This window comes from Corynebacterium faecale (assembly GCF_030408735.1).
Taxonomy (GTDB): Bacteria; Actinomycetota; Actinomycetes; order Mycobacteriales; family Mycobacteriaceae; genus Corynebacterium; species Corynebacterium faecale.
In genome coordinates this window covers 2,467,838-2,486,343 of sequence record NZ_CP047204.1, presented here as the reverse complement: position 1 = coordinate 2,486,343, position 18,506 = coordinate 2,467,838, and the positions used below count along the sequence as shown (strand labels likewise).

The 18,506-nt window shown below is 59.6% G+C and carries 17 protein-coding genes; 13 read left to right on the top strand and 4 right to left on the bottom strand.

Annotated features, from left to right (window positions below; all coding sequences use genetic code 11):
- Positions 1-2 precede the first annotated feature (2 nt).
- Together CFAEC_RS11325 and CFAEC_RS11320 are read right to left on the bottom strand one after the other, a co-directional pair.
- On the bottom strand, positions 3-1,250 hold the full coding sequence (locus CFAEC_RS11325) for an HNH endonuclease signature motif containing protein (protein ID WP_290276893.1): 1,248 nt from the start codon (positions 1,248-1,250) through the stop codon (positions 3-5).
- Between the two features lie 132 nt (positions 1,251-1,382).
- Positions 1,383-2,687, bottom strand: coding sequence for an MFS transporter (locus CFAEC_RS11320; RefSeq protein WP_290276891.1), 1,305 nt, complete (start codon positions 2,685-2,687; stop codon positions 1,383-1,385).
- 220 nt (positions 2,688-2,907) lie between these two features.
- Between CFAEC_RS11320 and CFAEC_RS11315 the strand changes: the two genes are divergently transcribed.
- Both CFAEC_RS11315 and CFAEC_RS11310 read left to right on the top strand, forming a co-directional pair.
- Positions 2,908-3,618 carry a response regulator transcription factor gene (locus CFAEC_RS11315; protein WP_290276889.1) on the top strand — a complete coding sequence of 237 codons (711 nt, stop codon included), beginning with the start codon at positions 2,908-2,910 and terminating at the stop codon, positions 3,616-3,618.
- 3 nt (positions 3,619-3,621) lie between these two features.
- Positions 3,622-5,052, top strand: coding sequence for a sensor histidine kinase (locus tag CFAEC_RS11310; RefSeq protein WP_290276887.1), 1,431 nt, complete (start codon positions 3,622-3,624; stop codon positions 5,050-5,052).
- Here the strand turns inward: CFAEC_RS11310 and CFAEC_RS11305 are convergent.
- Positions 5,049-5,477 (bottom strand): HIT family protein, encoded by a 429-nt coding sequence (locus CFAEC_RS11305; RefSeq protein ID WP_290276884.1) that lies wholly within the window; start codon positions 5,475-5,477, stop codon positions 5,049-5,051. The two genes, CFAEC_RS11310 and CFAEC_RS11305, sit on opposite strands and share 4 nt — an antisense overlap.
- Before the next feature lie 28 nt (positions 5,478-5,505).
- Between CFAEC_RS11305 and CFAEC_RS11300 the strand changes: the two genes are divergently transcribed.
- The 8 genes from CFAEC_RS11300 to CFAEC_RS11265 all read left to right on the top strand — a co-directional run bounded on the left by CFAEC_RS11300 (position 5,506) and on the right by CFAEC_RS11265 (position 14,292).
- Positions 5,506-6,078 carry an SRPBCC family protein gene (locus tag CFAEC_RS11300; RefSeq protein WP_290276882.1) on the top strand — a complete coding sequence of 191 codons (573 nt, stop codon included), beginning with the start codon at positions 5,506-5,508 and terminating at the stop codon, positions 6,076-6,078.
- A 35-nt stretch (positions 6,079-6,113) separates the two neighbouring features.
- The gene (gene purD / locus CFAEC_RS11295) at positions 6,114-7,379 is read left to right on the top strand and encodes a phosphoribosylamine--glycine ligase (RefSeq protein ID WP_290276880.1); all 1,266 of its coding nucleotides are present in this window, start codon (positions 6,114-6,116) and stop codon (positions 7,377-7,379) included.
- A 97-nt stretch (positions 7,380-7,476) separates the two neighbouring features.
- Positions 7,477-8,583, top strand: a complete 1,107-nt coding sequence (locus CFAEC_RS11290; protein WP_290279900.1) for a pyridoxal phosphate-dependent aminotransferase — start codon at positions 7,477-7,479, stop codon at positions 8,581-8,583.
- A gap of 33 nt (positions 8,584-8,616) precedes the next feature.
- Complete coding sequence (gene purB, locus CFAEC_RS11285) at positions 8,617-10,047, top strand: adenylosuccinate lyase (RefSeq protein WP_435384232.1); 1,431 nt, start codon at positions 8,617-8,619, stop codon at positions 10,045-10,047.
- 264 nt (positions 10,048-10,311) lie between these two features.
- Positions 10,312-10,440 carry a hypothetical protein gene (locus tag CFAEC_RS11280; protein WP_290276879.1) on the top strand — a complete coding sequence of 43 codons (129 nt, stop codon included), beginning with the start codon at positions 10,312-10,314 and terminating at the stop codon, positions 10,438-10,440.
- A 96-nt stretch (positions 10,441-10,536) separates the two neighbouring features.
- Positions 10,537-11,430 (top strand): phosphoribosylaminoimidazolesuccinocarboxamide synthase, encoded by an 894-nt coding sequence (locus tag CFAEC_RS11275; protein ID WP_290276878.1) that lies wholly within the window; start codon positions 10,537-10,539, stop codon positions 11,428-11,430.
- Between the two features lie 23 nt (positions 11,431-11,453).
- Positions 11,454-13,565: a S9 family peptidase gene (locus CFAEC_RS11270; RefSeq protein WP_290276877.1), complete on the top strand. Its 2,112-nt coding sequence runs from the start codon at positions 11,454-11,456 to the stop codon at positions 13,563-13,565.
- Between the two features lie 46 nt (positions 13,566-13,611).
- Positions 13,612-14,292, top strand: coding sequence for a DUF2334 domain-containing protein (locus CFAEC_RS11265; RefSeq protein ID WP_290276876.1), 681 nt, complete (start codon positions 13,612-13,614; stop codon positions 14,290-14,292).
- 2 nt (positions 14,293-14,294) lie between these two features.
- On the opposite strand, the gene CFAEC_RS11260 is transcribed toward CFAEC_RS11265, so the two are convergent.
- Positions 14,295-16,856 (bottom strand): ExeM/NucH family extracellular endonuclease, encoded by a 2,562-nt coding sequence (locus tag CFAEC_RS11260; RefSeq protein WP_290276875.1) that lies wholly within the window; start codon positions 16,854-16,856, stop codon positions 14,295-14,297.
- Between the two features lie 160 nt (positions 16,857-17,016).
- On the opposite strand from CFAEC_RS11260, the gene CFAEC_RS11255 reads away from it, so the two are divergent.
- The 3 genes from CFAEC_RS11255 (at position 17,017) to purQ (ending at position 18,497) form a co-directional block, all read left to right on the top strand.
- Positions 17,017-17,496: a glutathione peroxidase gene (locus tag CFAEC_RS11255; RefSeq protein ID WP_290276873.1), complete on the top strand. Its 480-nt coding sequence runs from the start codon at positions 17,017-17,019 to the stop codon at positions 17,494-17,496.
- 87 nt (positions 17,497-17,583) lie between these two features.
- Positions 17,584-17,829, top strand: a complete 246-nt coding sequence (gene purS / locus CFAEC_RS11250) for a phosphoribosylformylglycinamidine synthase subunit PurS (protein WP_290276871.1) — start codon at positions 17,584-17,586, stop codon at positions 17,827-17,829.
- Positions 17,826-18,497 (top strand): phosphoribosylformylglycinamidine synthase subunit PurQ, encoded by a 672-nt coding sequence (purQ, locus tag CFAEC_RS11245; protein ID WP_290276870.1) that lies wholly within the window; start codon positions 17,826-17,828, stop codon positions 18,495-18,497. Before purS ends, purQ begins: the two co-directional genes overlap by 4 nt.
- The last annotated feature ends 9 nt before the right edge of the window (positions 18,498-18,506 follow it).

The following is an 18,506-nucleotide window of genomic DNA, read 5'->3' as shown; positions in this document are numbered from 1 at the left end:
ACTTAGAAGGGTGGGTTGTCGTCCTGGTCCGCAGCGGCCTGCGCGTTGGCTGTGGCTTCGGCTTCCCGCCGGGCTGCTGCCGCCCACCGGTTGCGGTGCCTGGTCCGGTACTGCGACACCGTCTGCGCCCACCTGGCACTCGTCGGTGTCAACGGCCCTTCCGGCACCGTCACCGCCCACGTCCCATCGGCTAACAACCACACCACAATCCCGGTGAGCGGATCCAACACGTACATGATCCGGCCCGCGGTCTTGTCATTGTGATGATGCCGGCATAGGCAACACAGATTATGCACACACGTGGATCCACCATCAGCGTGATTGATCCGATGATCACAATCACATTTGATCGCCGGCACCGTGCAGCCAGGGAACCGGCAGGTGCCATCCCTGCCCTGCACCGCGGCTTTGATCGCATGGCAGGGATAATGACCATCGAGGTGTTTATCCATCGCGGTGTCCATGTCAGCAGTGCGGGTGGCCTGTTCTGCCCAGTGGGTGCCGGTGTCTTCGTCTAACCACCCGACTCCGGAGGCCCAGACGGGGGCGTTGGCTAGATCTTTGGCGGTGTAGAGGTTGAGGGTGACAGTCACGGTGATCTTGTTCAGCAGTAGATCTGCGAAGGCCTCGCCTTTGGTTTTGCCGGTTGCTGTGGCGTGTTTGTTCACCGCATCGTTGATGAGTTGTCCTTCCACTGGGTTGAGGGTGGCGTAGAGCTCGGTGGTGCCATCGGGGTCGGTGGAGAGGTGGAATTCTTTGGTCTCTGGTCCGTGGGTGGTGCCTGCTTTGGGGTCTTTGAGCATGTCGCGGATGGCGCGGATTTTGTTGGTGATTGATCGTGGTGAGGGTAGGACCTGGTTGACGGTGGTGGGGGTGAGGTAGTCGGTGAGGTGTTGATCTATGGCGTTGAGGTGGTCGGGGTCGAGTCCGAATAGGGCGTTGGTGATGGCGATGAGGCGTTGGGCATCGAGGTGGAAGAGTTGGTGTTGGAGGGTGTGGAGTTGGGGGAGGTCGCGGAGTTGGAACAGGGCCAGGAGGATGTTGGTGACGCGGGTGCGGGAGTAGCCGGTGGCGATGGACCAGGTGGCGATGGTGTGTTCGAAGTCGGCGTCGGCTGCGGGTAGGGCGGTGGTGAAGAGGGTGTGTTCTGCTTGGCGTAGGGCGGTCATGGCTACGGCCATGGGGTTGGTGGGGTTGTTGACGGTGTAGTAGGCCGGGGATGGTGTGGGTGGTGGTTGGGTGGTGTGCATGGTGTAACCCCCTATGGTGGGTGTGGTTAGTTCATGTGTTCTAATCTCACCCTAAACCGCACCCTGGACACGGCCTACCCCCACCTGCCCTGAAACCATCCTTGAGCTGGTGCTTCGCGCCACCCCCGCGGTCTAAATCTGCTCTACTTTTTCTGGAGATTTCACCATCAGCAATAGTCCCATTCCCAGCAGTAACAGCAACCCGATTCCCCAGATGCCCGCACGATCCTCGCCCATTACCGTCACAAAGATGCCGAACAGTGCTGGCGCCATCCAGCTAACTGCCCGCCCGGTGGTTGCATAGAGGCCGAACAGCTGGCCTTCCTGGCCGTCAGGGGAGAGGCGGGTGAGGAAACTGCGTGAAGCAGATTGGGCTGGCCCGACGAACGCGCACAGGATCAACCCGAAGATCCAGAAATTCCGTGGTCCATCCACGAAGTAGAGCACCACCACATCCACGATCATGATGGACAATGACACGATGATGATGGGTTTGGGGCCAATCTTGTCGTCGAGAATGCCGCCCAGCAGGGCGCCGAGCGCGGAGACCACGTTCGCGGCCACGCCGAACAGCAGGACATCGCCAGCTGAGAGCCCGTAGACCGTGACCGCCAGGATTGCTCCGAAGGTGAACACCCCGGCCAGTCCGTCGCGGAACACGGCAGCTGCAATAAGAAAAAACACGGCATTCCGGTCTCGGTTCCAGAGCAATCTAACCTGATGGAAGAGGTCTTTGTACGCACCCACGATGCCTTTTGGCCGAGCCCCCTCCGCCACCTGCTGAGGAATCTCCGGAACCTTGAGCAATGCCGGAATCGCGGAAACCAGGAACCACACCGCTGCAAAAACAGCTACCAGTCGGATGTTGAGCCCATTCTCCACGGGGATATTCAGGAAGCCACGTGTGTCACCTTCGCCCGCCACAAACCCGAAATAGCAGATCAGAAGGAGGAAAATCCCTCCGAAGTAGCCCATGGACCAGCCGAAACCCGATATGCGTCCAACTGTTTCCCGGGTGGAAATCTGGGATAACTGGGCGTAGTACTGAACCTCTGCGAACTCAAACGTCACATTGGCCACCGCCATGATTCCGACACCCAGCCAGAAATACATCGGGTCAGAGTTCTGGACTGCGAACAGGCTGCACATCAGGAACACCGTGACCAGGGTCCAGATCCGCAGGGAGGCCCGCCTGGTGCCCCGGATATCCGAGCGTCGGCCCATCACCGGTGCGACCACCGCCACGATCACACCCGCGGCCGCCACCGCCATGGAGTATAGAGAGGTGGCGTTGCCGTAGGGCAGTGTTGATCCCACGGAGTCAGTCAGATACACCGAGAAGATGAACGTCACCAGCACCGCGTTGAAGGCAGCGGAGCCCCAGTCCCAAAAGGCCCAGGAGACGACGGTTCCTCTGGATGTCTTGATATGTCCCATGGTGATGACTTTAGGTCAGCTGGCCCGTCCTGTCCCCGTAGTCAGTGGGATGCTTATCCACGCCGCCACCGTTTCATCCACGCGCCCTCTGGCGCGCGTGACCAGCCGATCCGACAGCTTGCAGCTAATTCACAGGAATCAAACAGCCCAGGTTGATGGCCAGGGTGTTGACTGGGGGAAGATCGCACATTAATAAGATGCTTAGGAAGTGCTGCCCTTTATGGAAAATCAGACTGATGGACAGGTCAAAGTCCTCGTCGTAGACGATGAACCCAATATCGTTGAACTGCTCACCGTGAGCCTCAAGTTCCAGGGATTCAACGTCATGACCGCCAGCGATGGCAACGAGGCCATCAAGATGGCCCGTGAATTCCGTCCGGATGCGTATATTCTTGACGTGATGATGCCGGGCATGGACGGCTTCGAGCTACTCACCAAGTTGCGCGCCGAAGGCCTTGACAGCCCTGTGCTGTACCTGACCGCCAAGGATGCGGTGGAGCACCGGATCCACGGTCTGACCATCGGGGCCGACGACTACGTGACCAAACCCTTCTCACTCGAGGAGGTGATCACCCGTCTGCGGGTGATTCTGCGCCGTGGCGGAACAGTGGAAACTGAGGACAACGACGCCACCCTGGCCTATGCCGACCTCACCCTCAACGATGAGACTCATGAGGTGACCAAGGCAGGGGAACTCGTGGATCTCTCCCCAACCGAATTCAACCTGCTGCGCTACCTCATGCTCAACGCCGAGGTGGTGCTGTCCAAAGCGAAGATCCTGGATAACGTCTGGCACTACGACTTCGGAGGCGACGGCAACGTCGTTGAATCCTATATCTCTTATCTTCGACGCAAGGTGGACACCCAGGATCCGCAGTTGATCCAGACAGTGCGGGGAGTGGGATATGTTCTGCGCACACCGCGCAGCTAAACCATGACAGTCCCCGATAATCCCTATGCCGCCCTGGCTCAGGAAGAACCTGAGCCACAGGTGAGTAGGTTCCGTCAGGTCGGCCGGACGATCCCCCTGCGTACGAGAGTCATTCTCCTCGTCGTGGGTATCGCTGGATTGGGCCTGTTGGTGAATGCCGTCGCGGTATCCAGCCTGATGCGTGAAGCTTCTTATACACGCCTGGATCAGGAACTGGAGACTGCGATGAGCAGCTGGGCACGGTCAGCGGAATCCTTCGGAGGTATCCGTCAGGGTCCCCCGAGTGATTTCTATGTGGCCAAGGTGTTCCCGGACGGTTCCAGCATCATCATCAATGATGCCCAGTCCGCTCCTGATCTGACTGCCACCACCATCGGTACGGGGCCACACACGGTTGAGGCTGTGCCTGGATCTCCGTCATCGATTCCCTGGCGGGTTATGGCCACCACCAGCAATGACGTGATCACGGTGGTGGGCAAGAGCATGGCCCGGGAAACCACCTTGCTCTACCGTCTTGTGGTTGTGCAGTTTGTCATCGGTGTCCTCATCCTGGTGACCATCCTCATCAGTTCCTTCTACCTGGTGAAACGATCTCTCCGGCCGCTGCGGGAGGTGGAGGACACGGCCAAGAGCATTGCCCGCGGGGATCTTGACCGCCGTGTTCCACAGTGGCCTATGACCACGGAAGTAGGTCAGCTTGCCAATGCTCTCAACGTGATGCTGGAACAGCTGCAGGCATCCATTCTCTCCGCGCAGGAGAAGGAATCCCAGATGCGGCGCTTCGTCGGCGATGCCTCACATGAGCTGCGCACACCTCTGACATCGGTGAAGGGTTATTCGGAGCTGTACCATTCGGGTGCCACGAAGGATGCGGACTGGGTGCTGTCCAAGATCGGTGGGGAAGCCCAGCGAATGAGTGTGCTGGTGGAGGATCTGCTCTCCCTCACCCGCGCGGAAGGCCAGCAGATGGAGAAACACCCGGTGGATATGCTGGAGCTGTCACTTTCTGTCGCCAGTTCACTGCGGGCTGCATGGCCTGACAGATCCATCGGCGTGGTCAACAACACCGGTTCCGTGCCACTGGTGGAGGGGGATCCGACGCGTCTGCATCAGGTGCTCACCAATCTGGTCAATAATGGCCTCAACCACGGCGGGCCTGAAGCAAAGGTGCAGATAGATATCAGTACGGAGGATGAAGCCGTGGTGGTGCGTGTCAGCGATGACGGCGCGGGCATGCCCCCGGAGGATGCCCAGCACATCTTTGAACGCTTCTACCGGGCGGACACATCCCGTTCCCGTGCCTCAGGTGGTTCTGGCCTCGGGCTTGCCATCACCAAATCACTGGTGGAGGGACACCGCGGAACCATCGCCGTCAGTAGTGATGTCGGCATCGGGACAGTATTTACCATCAAGCTGCCGGCGCTGGTCGATTAGTCCAGTGGCCAACCGTGTTCGTCGGTTCCCAGGATCTCACGGATACGGGCAGCTGCATCATCCATCTTCTCCGGATCAGTGGCATCTGCGGCAAGGGCGTTGGCGAAGTTGTAGTCAGCCATCTTGTCGGTGGGGAAGAGGTGGATGTGGGTGTGGGGGACATCGAAACCGGCGATGATATAACCGCATCGGGGGGTGTTGAAGGCTTCCCGGATCGCATCGCCGATGAACTGGGATGCCTCATTCACATCGACCCAGATCTCATGGGGGAGATCGGTCCAGCGATCCACCTCCTTCACGGGAACCACCAGCGTATGGCCATATGCGAGAGGTTCGATGGAGAGGAACGCAACCACGCTCTCCGATCGGTACACAAATCTTCCGGGCAGTTCGTCATTGATGATTTTCGTGAAAACGGTGCTCATGCGCCCAAGGTTACTAGTATCGGGACATATGAACCCGAACACGTCCATTAATCGACGCATGATCCGGGATAATCCGGATGTGCTCTCCCGCCACCTGGGGGCCACCTTCGCTGTCCCCGCCGATGATCTTTTCCGGCGCCTCACTGACACGGAACACCTGTCCAGATGGTTCGGCACTGTCACCCGGGATGAGTTCGTGTTTGAGATCGAGGGGAACGCCCACGGCAGAATCGAGTCCTGCACCGAGAACTCCTTCCTGATTACCTGGGAAAAGGATGGCGATCTGTCCTATCTCAACGTGGAGATCACTCCCACTGCGGAAGGATCCGAACTGGCTGCGGGATTCAGCACCGCTGACGAAGGCATCGATGCGGTCTCCCGGGAACGCTATGGATGGCTCGGCTGGGATCTCAGTCTCTGGGCCCTCGACCGATATATTTCAGGGGTTACTGAAGATCCCACCCGCGATTCCTATGAGGCTTTCGTCATCAGCGCCTCCGATGCCTGGGCCCGTGCCGACGAAGCCTCGGGAGTGGACACGGAAACTGCCAACCTGCGCGCGGATAACACCCGGAGGTTCTACCTGGGGCGTGAGGAATAGCTCTCAACAACTTCTGCAGGATAAACTCAGGAACCATGCGCATTCTGGTAATCGGCTCGGGCGCCCGTGAGCACGCCCTCCTCCGTGGACTTTCCCAAGATTCTGTCACCACCGAACTCCACGTCGCCCCGGGCAACGCGGGTCTGGGTTCCCTGGCCACCGTTCATCCGGACATCAAGGCCGATGATGCGGATGCAGTCACCGCTCTGGCGCAGGAACTAAACATTGACCTCGTGGTCATCGGCCCGGAGATCCCCCTGGTTGCAGGTGTGGGTGATGCCCTGCGGGATGCCGGCATCGCGGTATTCGGCCCGAACAGGGAGGCTGCCCGCATTGAGGGGTCCAAGGCCTTCGCCAAGGATGTCATGGCGTCCGCCGGTGTCCTCACCGCTCACGCCGAAGCTCTGTCCCCGGGTGCTACTGATGAAGCCATCGAGGCTGCTCTGGACAACTTTGGCCCTAACTGGGTGGTCAAGGACGATGGCCTCGCGGCGGGTAAGGGCGTGGTGGTCACCCCCGATCGTGCAGCGGCACGCGAGCATGTTGATGCCGTCCTGGCCTCCGGTAATCCGGTGCTGCTCGAGTCTTTCCTCGACGGCCCCGAGGTCTCACTGTTCTGCCTTGTCGACGGCGAAACCGTCGTCCCTCTGCTCCCTGCACAGGATCACAAGCGCGTTTTCAACAATGATGAAGGTCCGAATACCGGTGGCATGGGTGCCTATGTGCCGTTGCCCTGGCTGCCGGAGGACGGTGTCCAACGCATCGTGGATGAGGTCTGCATCCCGGTTGCCAGGGAAATGGTCAAGCGTGGCTGTGCATACTCCGGTCTGCTCTACGCCGGCATCGCCTGGGGCTCGAAGGGCCCGGCCGTGGTTGAGTTCAACTGCCGTTTCGGTGATCCGGAGACCCAGGCGGTTCTCGCCCTGCTCAAGACCCCACTGGCGGGTCTGCTCAATTCCGTGGCCACCGGAACCCTCGCGGACCACCCGGAACTGGAATGGATCAACGGATACGCCCTCACCGTGGTGCTGGCCTCCCATAACTACCCGGATACCCCACGCACGGGCGATGTGATCCGCAATGCCGATGCAGACAATGTGCTCCATGCGGGAACCGCCTATAACGCCGAAGGGGAACTGGTATCTGCCGGAGGTCGTGTGCTCAACGTCATCGGTGTCGGCGAGACCCTGAATGCAGCCCGTGACCAGGCTTACGCCACCATCGAGCAGATCGAGCTGGATGGTAGCCACTACCGCACCGATATTGCGCTGCCAGCGGTTGAGGGACGCATCTCCATCTAAATTAAGTTTGCTTATCCGGTGGTGAAAGCAACTACGCTGGATATCTATGAATTCCCCACTGCTCAGCAAGCGAAGCAATGTTCAGCCTTTCCGGGTCATGCAGATGCTCGACCAGGTGCACCGTCGCAGGCGTGAAGGCAGAAACGTCATCATGTTCTGCGCCGGCCAGCCCACGACGGGGGCCCCGGAGGCTGTTCTCAATGAGGCCGAAATCGCCCTGCGTTCAGGTCCGCTCGGTTATACCGAAGTGGTCGGTGACCGCAGTTTCCGTGAGGCTGTCGCCGGGTGGCACTCCGCCACCTATGGAGTGGAAACAGACCCGGGTAATGTCATCATCACCACCGGTTCCTCGGGTGGTTTCATGGCTGCCTTCCTGGCAACGCTGGACCACGGCGATCATGTGGCCCTGTCGGCTCCCGGCTACCCGGCTTACCGCAATATCCTCAAGGCTCTCGGAGCAGAGGTCCTGGATCTGCGCTGCACAGCGGAAACCCGTTTCCAGCCCACCGCCCAGATGTTGGAGGAGCTTCCCCACAAGCCCAAGGCCGTGATCGTGACCAGCCCGGGCAACCCCACCGGCACCATCATTGATGTGGATGAGCTGGAACGTATCGCCCGGTGGTGTGATGACAACGGCACCGTGCTCATCTCTGATGAGGATTATCACGGGATGAGTTTCGGACGCCCGCTGGCCACCGCCCGGCAGTTCTCCGACAATGCCATCGTGGTGGGAACACTGTCCAAGTACTTCTCCATGACGGGGTGGCGCGTGGGCTGGATCATCGTCCCTGATGAGCTGGTCACCCCGATCGAGAATATCCAGGCGTCGGTATCGCTGTGTGCACCGGCCATCGGCCAGGCCGCGGGCCGGGCCGCTTTTACGTTGGAAGCTGCCGCGGAGTTGGACGCCAACGTGGAAAGGTACCGTGAGGCGCGCGAGATTTTCGTCGACAAGCTCCCGGAGATCGGCCTGGACACCTTCGCCGACCCGGACGGCGGGCTGTACCTCTGGGTTGATGTGTCGAAGTACACGGATGATTCTGAGAAGTGGGCCCAGGAACTTCTGGAGAAGGCCGATGTGGCCGTGGCACCGGGCGTGGATTTTGATCCCGCGGAGGGGCACCGCTGGGTTCGCCTGAGCCTCTGTGCATCACCGGCTGACACGCTGGAGGGCGTGCGCCGCATCGGGAAGTTCCTGAACTAGGTTAGTTTCGGTTGGTGGGGGATAATAATCTTCGTGGCTGATAAAAAGAAGATCGCAAACGTCCTGTCCAACCGTTACGCATCCGCGGAGCTATCCAACCTGTGGAGCGCCGAGCAGAAGATCATCATGGAGCGCCAGCTCTGGATCGCCGTGATGAAAGCCCAGAAGGATCTGGGCGTGGAGATCCCCGATGAGGCGATCACCGCATATGAAGCCGTGATCGACCAGGTTGATCTGGCATCCATCGCCGACCGTGAGCGCGTCACCCGCCATGATGTGAAGGCACGCATCGAGGAATTCAATGCACTCGCAGGTCACGAGCATATCCACAAGGGTATGACCTCCCGTGACCTGACTGAGAACGTGGAGCAGCTCCAGATCCACCGTTCCCTCGAGCTGGTCCGCAACAAAGCCATCGCGGTGGTGGCCGGCATCGGTGGTCGCGCCGCCGAGTATCAGAGCCTGGTCATGGCCGGTCGCTCCCACAACGTGGCGGCGCAGGCCACCACCCTGGGTAAGCGCTTCGCCACGGCTGCCGATGAGATGCTCGTTGCCATCGAACGCACCGATGATCTGCTGAACCGCTACCCGCTGCGTGGCATCAAGGGGCCGATGGGCACCGCGCAGGACATGTTGGATCTGATGGACGGCGATGAGGCCCGCCTCTCCGACCTGGAGACCCGCATCGCATCCCACCTTGGTTTTGACCGCGTCTTCGATTCTGTCGGCCAGGTCTACCCACGTTCCCTCGACTTTGACGCCGTGTCCGCACTGGTTCAGCTGGGTGCGGGCCCGTCATCCCTGTCCCACACCATCCGCCTCATGGCCGGCACCGAGACCGTCACCGAGGGATTCAAGGAGGGCCAGGTTGGATCCTCCGCGATGCCACATAAGATGAACGCCCGCTCCTGCGAGCGTGTCGGTGGCCTGCAGGTGATCCTTCGCGGTTACCTGACCATGGTTGCTGACCTGGCTGGTCAGCAGTGGAATGAGGGAGACGTGTTCTGTTCCGTCATTCGCCGTGTTGCGCTTCCTGATGCCTTCTTCGCCCTTGACGGCATGTTCGAAACCTTCCTCACCGTGCTGGATGAGTTCGGTGCCTTCCCGGCCATGATCGAGCGTGAGCTGGAGCGTTACCTGCCGTTCCTGGCTACCACCCGCATCCTCATGGCCGCTGTCCGCGCTGGTGTGGGCCGTGAGACCGCACACGAGGTGATCAAGGAGAACGCTGTCGCTGTTGCCCTCAACATGCGTGAAAATGGCGGTGGGCAGGACTTGATCCAGCGCCTGGCCGCCGATGAGCGTCTGCCCATGGATGAGGAGGCACTCACCGACGCCCTGTCCGACCGTCACGCCTTCATTGGCGCGGCTGAATCTCAGGTTGCGCGTGTCCTCGACCGCGTGCAGAAGCTTGTCGACGCCCACCCCGACGCCGCCACCTACCGTCCGGGTGAGATCCTCTAAAGCTTGCAACGTCTGGAGAAAAACGACCGCCCTACCCGCTCGAAACCGGGGATTCATGTCAATTTTGAAAAAACTTTAGATAAATTTTCATTTATGAATAAAACCCGTGTGTCCTTAAATTTTCCTTAATGACACCAGCTATACATCGTTCAGTTTTTGGTGTTTCTGCGGGTGGCAGGCTTGCATTGGATTGCAGGGTTCGACAAACTGGGGTCATCCCAGTCGGACAGCAAGAGTTCGGCGAATATCTGAAAGGAGCTCACCATGAGCGACTTCTTCACCTTTGTTCAGGAAATCTACGACACCGTTGTCGGCTTCCTCTCCGGCGTCTGGGGCGCAGGCGTTGGCGGCGGCCAGGGCATCATCGATGCTTTCACCGGTCTCTCCTCCTAAATAGGAGCAGTCCTTAACCGGACACTTTAAAAAGGGCACCCTTCCCGGGGTGCCCTTTTTTCATCTCTTCCCCCGGTGGGTCTAGACTTCGATAGCATGCGTCCTGAACTCTCCCAGTACAATCACCTTTCCGCCGGTAAGGTCCGTGAGATCTATGAGATCGATGAGCACAACATCCTCATGGTCGCCTCTGATCGAATTTCCGCCTATGACTTCATCCTGGACACCGAGATTCCGGACAAGGGCCGGGTACTCACCGCGATGAGCCAGTTCTTCTTCGACACCATCGATTTCCCGAACCATCTCTCCGGTTCCATCGATGATCCCCGCATCCCGGAAGAGGTGCTCGGACGTTCCATGGTCTGCACCAAGCTCACCATGATGCCCTTCGAATGTGTTGTCCGCGGTTACCTCACAGGTTCCGGCCTGGAGGAGTACAAGCAGTCAGGAACCGTCTGCGGGATTGAGCTGCCGGAGGGACTGGTGGAATCCTCCCGTCTCCCCGAACCGATCTTCACTCCGGCCACCAAGGCCGATGTGGGCGACCACGACATCAATGTCTCCTTCGATGTGGTGGAGGAGCGACTGGGCGAAGCCCGGGCGAACCAGCTGCGTGATGCATCCATCGCCATCTACACCCGCGCCGCCGAGGTGGCCCTTGAACGTGGCGTCATCCTCGCAGATACCAAATTCGAGTTCGGCATCGATGCCAACGGTGAGCTTGTCCTCGGCGATGAGGTACTCACCCCGGATTCCTCCCGCTACTGGCCTGCAGACGGGTATGAGGCCGGTCATGTCCAGCCGTCCTTTGACAAGCAGTTTGTACGCAACTGGTTGACCGGCCCTAAGTCAGGGTGGGATAAAAACAGTGGAGCCCAGCCACCTGCACTGCCCGGTTCCGTGGTCGAGGCGACCCGTGAACGCTATATCGAAGCCTATGAGCTGATCTCCGGTAAGAAGTTCTCCGACTGGATCGGGTCCTGCGTCTAGCACGGGGACTAGGATGAGGGCTTATGTCTTTTGAACGCCCCAATCCTCCCATTGCCACTGTCCGACCCGTCACCCGAACCCACCACGGATATGACTTCGTGGATGAGTACGAATGGCTCCGAGATAAAGAATCCCGGGACACCCTGGATTACCTGGAAGCGGAGAACGCCTACACCGAGGCGCAGACTGAGCATCTGACGCAGTTGCGCGACAACATCTACGGTGAGATCAAGTCACGCGTGAAGGAAACCGACATGTCGGTTCCGGTTCGCCGCGGTGACCACTGGTACTTCGGACGCACCGAGGAAGGCAAGAGCTACGGCATCTTCTGCCGCATGCCCGTCGGTGATGAACCCTGGGTGGCCCCGGAGATCCCCGTGGAACCCGGTGCGAATGAGGAGGTGTTCCTCGACGCTAATGAACTCGCCGAGGGACATGAGTTCTTCTCCCTGGGCACCTCCTCGGTGTCTCCCTCGGGACGCTACCTGGCCTACTCCACCGACATCACCGGTGATGAGCGCTTCACCCTGCGCATCAAGGATCTGACCACCGGGGAGCACCTCACCGACGCCCTCACCGGCATCTTCTACGGCTCCACCTGGGTGGGTGAGGATTACCTCTTCTACCAGCGGGTTGATGATGCCTGGCGCCCCGACACCATCTGGCGCCACCGGATCGGCACTCCGGTCGAGGACGATGTGCTGGTCTACCACGAGGCTGATGAGCGCTATTCCGCATGGATCGGAACCACCCGCTCAGACAAGTTCATCCTCCTGGGTTCCGCATCCAAGGTGACCTCTGAGGTCCAGTACATCCCCTATGACGAGCCGGAGACTGACCCGGTTGTTCTCATCCCCCGCGAGGAGGGTGTGGAATATGACGTCGACCATGCGGTCATCGCTGGCCATGACACCTGGTTGGTCGTCCACAATAAAACCGGCCCTAACTTCGCGGTCGGTCATGCGCCCGTCGGCGCCCTGACCTCGCTTTCTGAACTGGAGATGCTGGTCGCGCACCGCGACGATGTGCGCATCGAAGGCGTTGACGCCTTCCGCGACCATCTGACCATCGGCTACCGGTCCGGCGCCATTGGCCGCATTGCGGTGATGACGCTTGCCGACGCAGGCTTCACCGCCTTCCGGGAACTCGAGTTCGACGAAGAACTGTATACGGTCGCTTCCTCGGGCAACCCTGAATGGGATGCCCCGGTGATCCGCATCAGCTATGGTTCCTTCACCACCCCGGGCCAGCTGTTTGATTATTGGATCGCCACCGGTGAGCGTGTCCTGCTCAAGCAGCAGGAAGTCCTGGGAGGTTATAACCGTGAGGATTACACCGCCTCCCGTTTATGGGTGACGGCCCGTGACGGAGCACAGGTGCCTGTATCCCTGGTGCACCGCGCGGATCTGGACCTGAAGAATGTCCCGACCCTGCTGTACGGCTACGGCTCCTATGAGGCCTCCATCGATCCGGGATTCTCGGTGGCTCGTCTCTCCCTGCTGGACCGCGGGATGGTCTTCGCCATCGCCCATGTCCGTGGTGGTGGCGAGATGGGCCGCGGCTGGTACGACAACGGCAAGATGCTCACCAAGAAGAACACCTTCACTGACTTCATTGATGTCGCCGATGCACTGATCGAACAGGGCATCACCTCTCCAGACCGTCTGGTCGCCGAGGGAGGATCCGCCGGTGGCATGCTCATGGGTGCGATCGCGAACATGGCACCGGACCGTTTCAAGGCGATTGAAGCGGTGGTTCCCTTCGTGGATCCCCTGACCTCCATGCTCATGCCGGAGCTGCCCCTGACCGTCATCGAGTGGGATGAGTGGGGTGACCCGCTGCATGACCGGGAGGTCTACGACTACATGGCGTCCTACGCTCCCTATGAAAATGTGGAGGCCAAGCGCTACCCGAATATCCTGGCCGTCACCTCACTCAATGACACCCGCGTGCTCTATGTCGAACCCGCCAAGTGGATTGCGCGCCTCCGGGCAACCGCCACCGGTGGCGAGTTCCTTTTGAAGACGGAGATGTCCGCCGGCCACGGTGGTGTGTCAGGGCGTTATGAGAAGTGGCGTCAGACCGCCTTCGAATATGCCTGGTTGGTGAATCAGGCGGCTGGTGTGACTGAATAATCCTGTTCGACAGGACGGAAACGGCCGGACATGGGACAATCTCCACATGTCCGGCCGTTTGCTTGTTTCAGTTTCCAGCATTTTTGACCAGACCCGGAAAGCTGCGGATGCCCTGGTGAAAGACCTGGGATCCGAGGGCATCGAGGTCTCTCTACTCGTCGCACCGCATATTGACGGTGACTGGCGCCTGTCCCGGGATAAACAGACCCGGGCCTGGTTGGAGAAGCAACTCGACGGCGGCCGTGAGCTCATCCTCAACGGCTTCGACCAGCCGGTCCAGGGCAGGCGTTCCGAATTCGCCACCCTGGAGACACACGAGGCGAGGCTTCGACTCACCGGTGCCATCCGTCAGATGGAGCAGATCGGATTCACCTTCTCAGTTTTCGCCCCACCGCGGTGGCGCATGTCGGAGGGTACCGCCGATGTCCTGCCTGAGTTTGATTTCAAAGTGTCTGCATCAAGCCGGGGACTTCATGATCTCCGCACCGGTGAGTTCCTGCAGTGCAGGAACCTCTCCGTGGGTGAGGGGTTCGGTGCCGCGAAATGGTGGCGGAGGAATGTGCTCAACGCAGCCACGCGTGGGGCTTCCAGGGGAAACACCATCCGATTGTCAGTGTCGGGGAGAAACCTGGTGAATCCCAAGGTGGCCCGGGATTTCCGGGCCACCGCGGTTGCAGCACTCGAACAAGGTGCGCAGCCACGCTCGTATATGACGGCGCTTCCTTAGATTTACTTGAAGAAGGCCTTCACCATCGGCAGTTCCATGATCCACGGCAGCACCAGGGCGAGGGAGCCCAGCAGTGCGACAATGAGACCGATGGTCACTCCGGCGGAGCTTCCAGAAGAAGCAGGCTCTTCATCAGGGCTGAGGTTGAAGCCGACCTTGATCGGATCATGGTCGGAGGAACGGAACACATTGTCCGCCTCGAAGACATCAACGATGTTGTTCAGGCGGCGGGAGTACTCGAAGGCGATGGATTCATCAGCATTGATATCCCAGACCTCGGCGTCAACAACCAGATCCATCGCCAGGTCATTGCCCAGAGCATGGTCGAGGGAGCCGAGGCGGCCGGAGAACTGGTAGGTGGTACCGGCGTCGTACTCGGTGACAATGTTGGTGAAACCACCCTCATACAGGGTATTCATGGCGTCTTCGCGGGTGTAGGCATTGGTATCGCCGAGGATGAATACTGGCTTATCAGCCCAGTCAGCCTGAGCCTCCAGGTGGGCCAGAAGAGCCTCGGACTGACTTACGCGCAGCTGTGCGTTGTTGCCCTGACCGTCACCCGTGTCCACATCGTTGTTGGCAACCGAGCCCTTGGACTTGAAGTGGTTAACAATGCCGACGAAGGAATCGAGTGATTCATCCAGTGGCTGGAACTCCTGCGCCAGTGGCTGACGTGCAGTGCCGGTGAACGCAGCATCGTCGAAAATGCGGGATTCTCCGACAGGCTTCACCGTGGTCTGATCGTAGATGAATGCCACCCGGATGAAGTCCTCATCGGTGCCCAGTGTGGCGGGGGATTCGACAGCTGCCCAGCGGTCGTTGCCGGCGGCGGTGTTCAGTGCGCTCACAAGCTTGTTCAGTGCCTCGTCGCGGCGGGTGACATCACCGGTCACGGTGAAGGTGTTTTCGATTTCCTCCAGACCGAGGACATCAACATCAAGCTTGTTGATGGCGGCGACAACCTTGGATTGCTGATCCTCGAAGGCCTGCTGGCTGTAGGCACCACGCACATCACAGTAATTCGCAGTGACCGGGTTGCCGTTGATATCGGTATAAGCGCTGCAGCCTTCTTCATTTTCACCCAGGGAGGTGAAGTAGTTGAGGACGTTGAAGCTGGCGATGTGGAATTCACCGTCAACATTGTTGATGGCCGCGAGTGCCTCAGCCCGGGAATCCTCCCAGGTGATCGGCAAAGCTGCACCCGCGGTGTCACCGGAGACGGGCAGGGTGGGTTGGAACTTCCAGAGATCAAAGCGGTAATCAAAGATGACCGGAGACTGGAAATCAACCTGATCGCCGGTGCGGATGGATTTAACGGTGCTGCCATCCTGCACGATCCACGGCATCGGGGTGGTGTTGTCACCGCGTGTGTAGTTTCCGGAGCGACCATCGTCCAAGGTGACCAGTTCGGCAGCCTGCATGGCTTCGAAATCGAGCGCGTCCTGTCCCGGAAGCTCAACCTCAGTCGACTGCATATAGGCCCCGGTGCCGGCAGCCAGTCCGATCTCACCGAAGGTGTTGAGAGCGTAGTTATTGGTGACGGTATAAGCGCCGGTGGGCTGAACCAGCATGCCCTCATAGGCCTCGCGGATATCATCACCGGCTGGCATGGTGTCGATGGCAACGGGAGTGACCGCCGCGAAAGGCTCTGTGGCCTCAACGAAGGAGGAGCTGCCGAGCTGGGTCAGACCAAAGTGCTCAGATGCGGTCCCGGTGACAGTGAGGGAGGCACCGATCTCCGGGAACGGTCCGGCGGAACCGACATAAACGAAGATGGCGTCGGAGGCATCACCGGCCTGCTTCAACTCGGTACCGGTGCCCGGTGTCTGCAGGTAGTAGCCGTTGAAGCCACCTTCTGCATAAACAGCCGTGACCACACCTTCGGTGGTGACAATCTGGCCGGCTACCGGAGTGGCAGCACCGGTGCCCTGGATGTCTGCGATGGTGAGGGAAACAGGATCGGCAGGGATTACCGGATCCTCCTGCACTAAAGCCATCGGAGTCGGGGCGTCAACGATGAAATCAACGGAGTTGTTGTCGGTGTCCAGGTTGTTGACGCGCTGCGCGGAGGTTGCGTTGGTGGTGCCCGGGGCTGCTGCACCCTCAAAGAGGGTGGCACCGCCCCAGCCAACCAGGTCCACCCGGGTGGCGGCGTCGTCGACAAGCTTCACGGACCCCTGGGAGCCGGACATGTTGGCGTTGCCGACCACATCCGGTGTGGGGAGGGCAGGAAGGCTCGTGTTTGATCCGGGGTTCTGCTGGATCAGAAAATGGCCGCCCGCTGGGATGGTGCCGGTGAGCGCCGTGGTGTTGCCAAGATTACCGTTGGCCGAGAAGTACTGGACGGCCCAGCCGTCAAGATCGACATCCTCGGACGTGGGGTTGAACAGTTCCACGAAATCATGGGAGTAGAGGGCACCGCTGTTGCCGCCACCTCCGTAGACCTCAGAGATGACGGGGAGGGAACTGTCCGGGGCTGCAGCTGCGTTGGGGGCCACAACCAGGCTGGTTGCAGTAACGCCGGCGAGGACGATCGCCAGTGTGCGCGCGGGGAGGTGCTTCATTCACATGACCTTTGAGTAGAACGGAGGTGGGTACAACCCTTATCCTTTACCCTGGATTATGTGTCCCCGCTGATGAGCAGTTCCGCTCATGCTGGGAGTTCACCTGCGGAGGTGTGAAAATTCATGTGGATGTCAGCTTGCCAGCGCTAGGGTGGAGGACATGACTTCACTTCATGACATCCCCGTGACCCTCACTGACGGAACTGACACCACCATGGCTGACTGGGCAGGCCATCTGGTGATGGTGGTCAACGTGGCATCCCGCTGCGGTCTGACCCCGCAATATGAGGGCCTGCAGAGACTCTTCGAGGACTACCAGGATCGCGGATTTTTTGTCCTCGGTGTGCCCTGCAACCAGTTCATGGGGCAGGAGCCGGGCACTGACGCGCAGATCTGTTCTTTCGCGCAGGATGAGTTCGGTGTGACGTTCCCGCTGCTGGCGAAGACAGATGTGAATGGTGAAAATGAACACCCCCTGTACACAGAACTGAAAGGTTTTGACGGGAAGGGGGATATTGAGTGGAATTTTGAGAAGTTCCTCGTCAACACCAATGGTGAGATTATTGCCCGATTCGGTCCGCGTGTGGATCCCGAGGACGACGAGATCACCTCGGTGATTGAGGCCAATCTCCCTGTGTAGTACCTGGCTAGGTTGTAGCGGGATCAGGCGATACACTTGTGCACGTAAAACATTGTCGCCCCCATTGCTTGAGTTAGGGAAAATACCGTGGCCCGTGTAGTTGTCAATGTCATGCCGAAGGCTGAGATTCTGGATCCTCAGGGACAGGCGGTCCACCGCGCCCTGGGACGCATCGGAGTATCCGGTGTCTCCGATGTCCGTCAGGGGAAGCGTTTTGAGCTGGAGGTCGATGATTCCGTCTCCACCGCAGATCTGGAGAAGATCGCCAAAACCCTTCTCGCCAACACCGTCATCGAAGATTTCGATGTGGTGGGAGTCGAGGTCACCAAGTGAGCGCCAAAATTGGTGTGATCACCTTCCCCGGAACGCTCGATGATGTAGATGCCCTCCGTGCAGTGCGCATCGCAGGTGCCGAGCCCGTCAGCCTCTGGCACGCCGATGAGGACCTTAAAAGTGTTGACGCCGTGGTGGTCCCCGGTGGTTTCTCCTACGGGGACTACCTCCGCACCGGTGCCATCTCCGCACTGGCACCTGTCATGCAGTCTGTCGTAGAGGCAGCCGGCAAGGGTATGCCGGTGCTGGGAATCTGCAATGGTTTCCAGATCCTCACCGAAGCCCGCCTGCTCCCCGGTGCACTCACCCGCAACCAGGGCCTGCACTTCCACTGCGTGGACACCTACCTGGAAGTGGCTAACAACAACACAGTCTGGACCAACAGCCTCGAGCAGGGCCAGAAGATCATGGTTCCCGCCAAGCACGGCGAAGGCCGTTTCCAGGCGGAACCAGACACCATCACCATGCTCGAAGAGGAAGGCCGTGTGGTCTTCCGCTACACGGACAACTTCAACGGTTCCATCAATGGAATTGCAGGCATCGCCAATGAGACCGGACGTATCGTCGGCCTCATGCCACACCCTGAGCACGCCGTGGAAAAGCTCACCGGCCCGTCAGTCGACGGCCTTGAGCTCTTCCTGTCCGCTATCGGCACCATCGCGGCCTAAAGGAGTCAG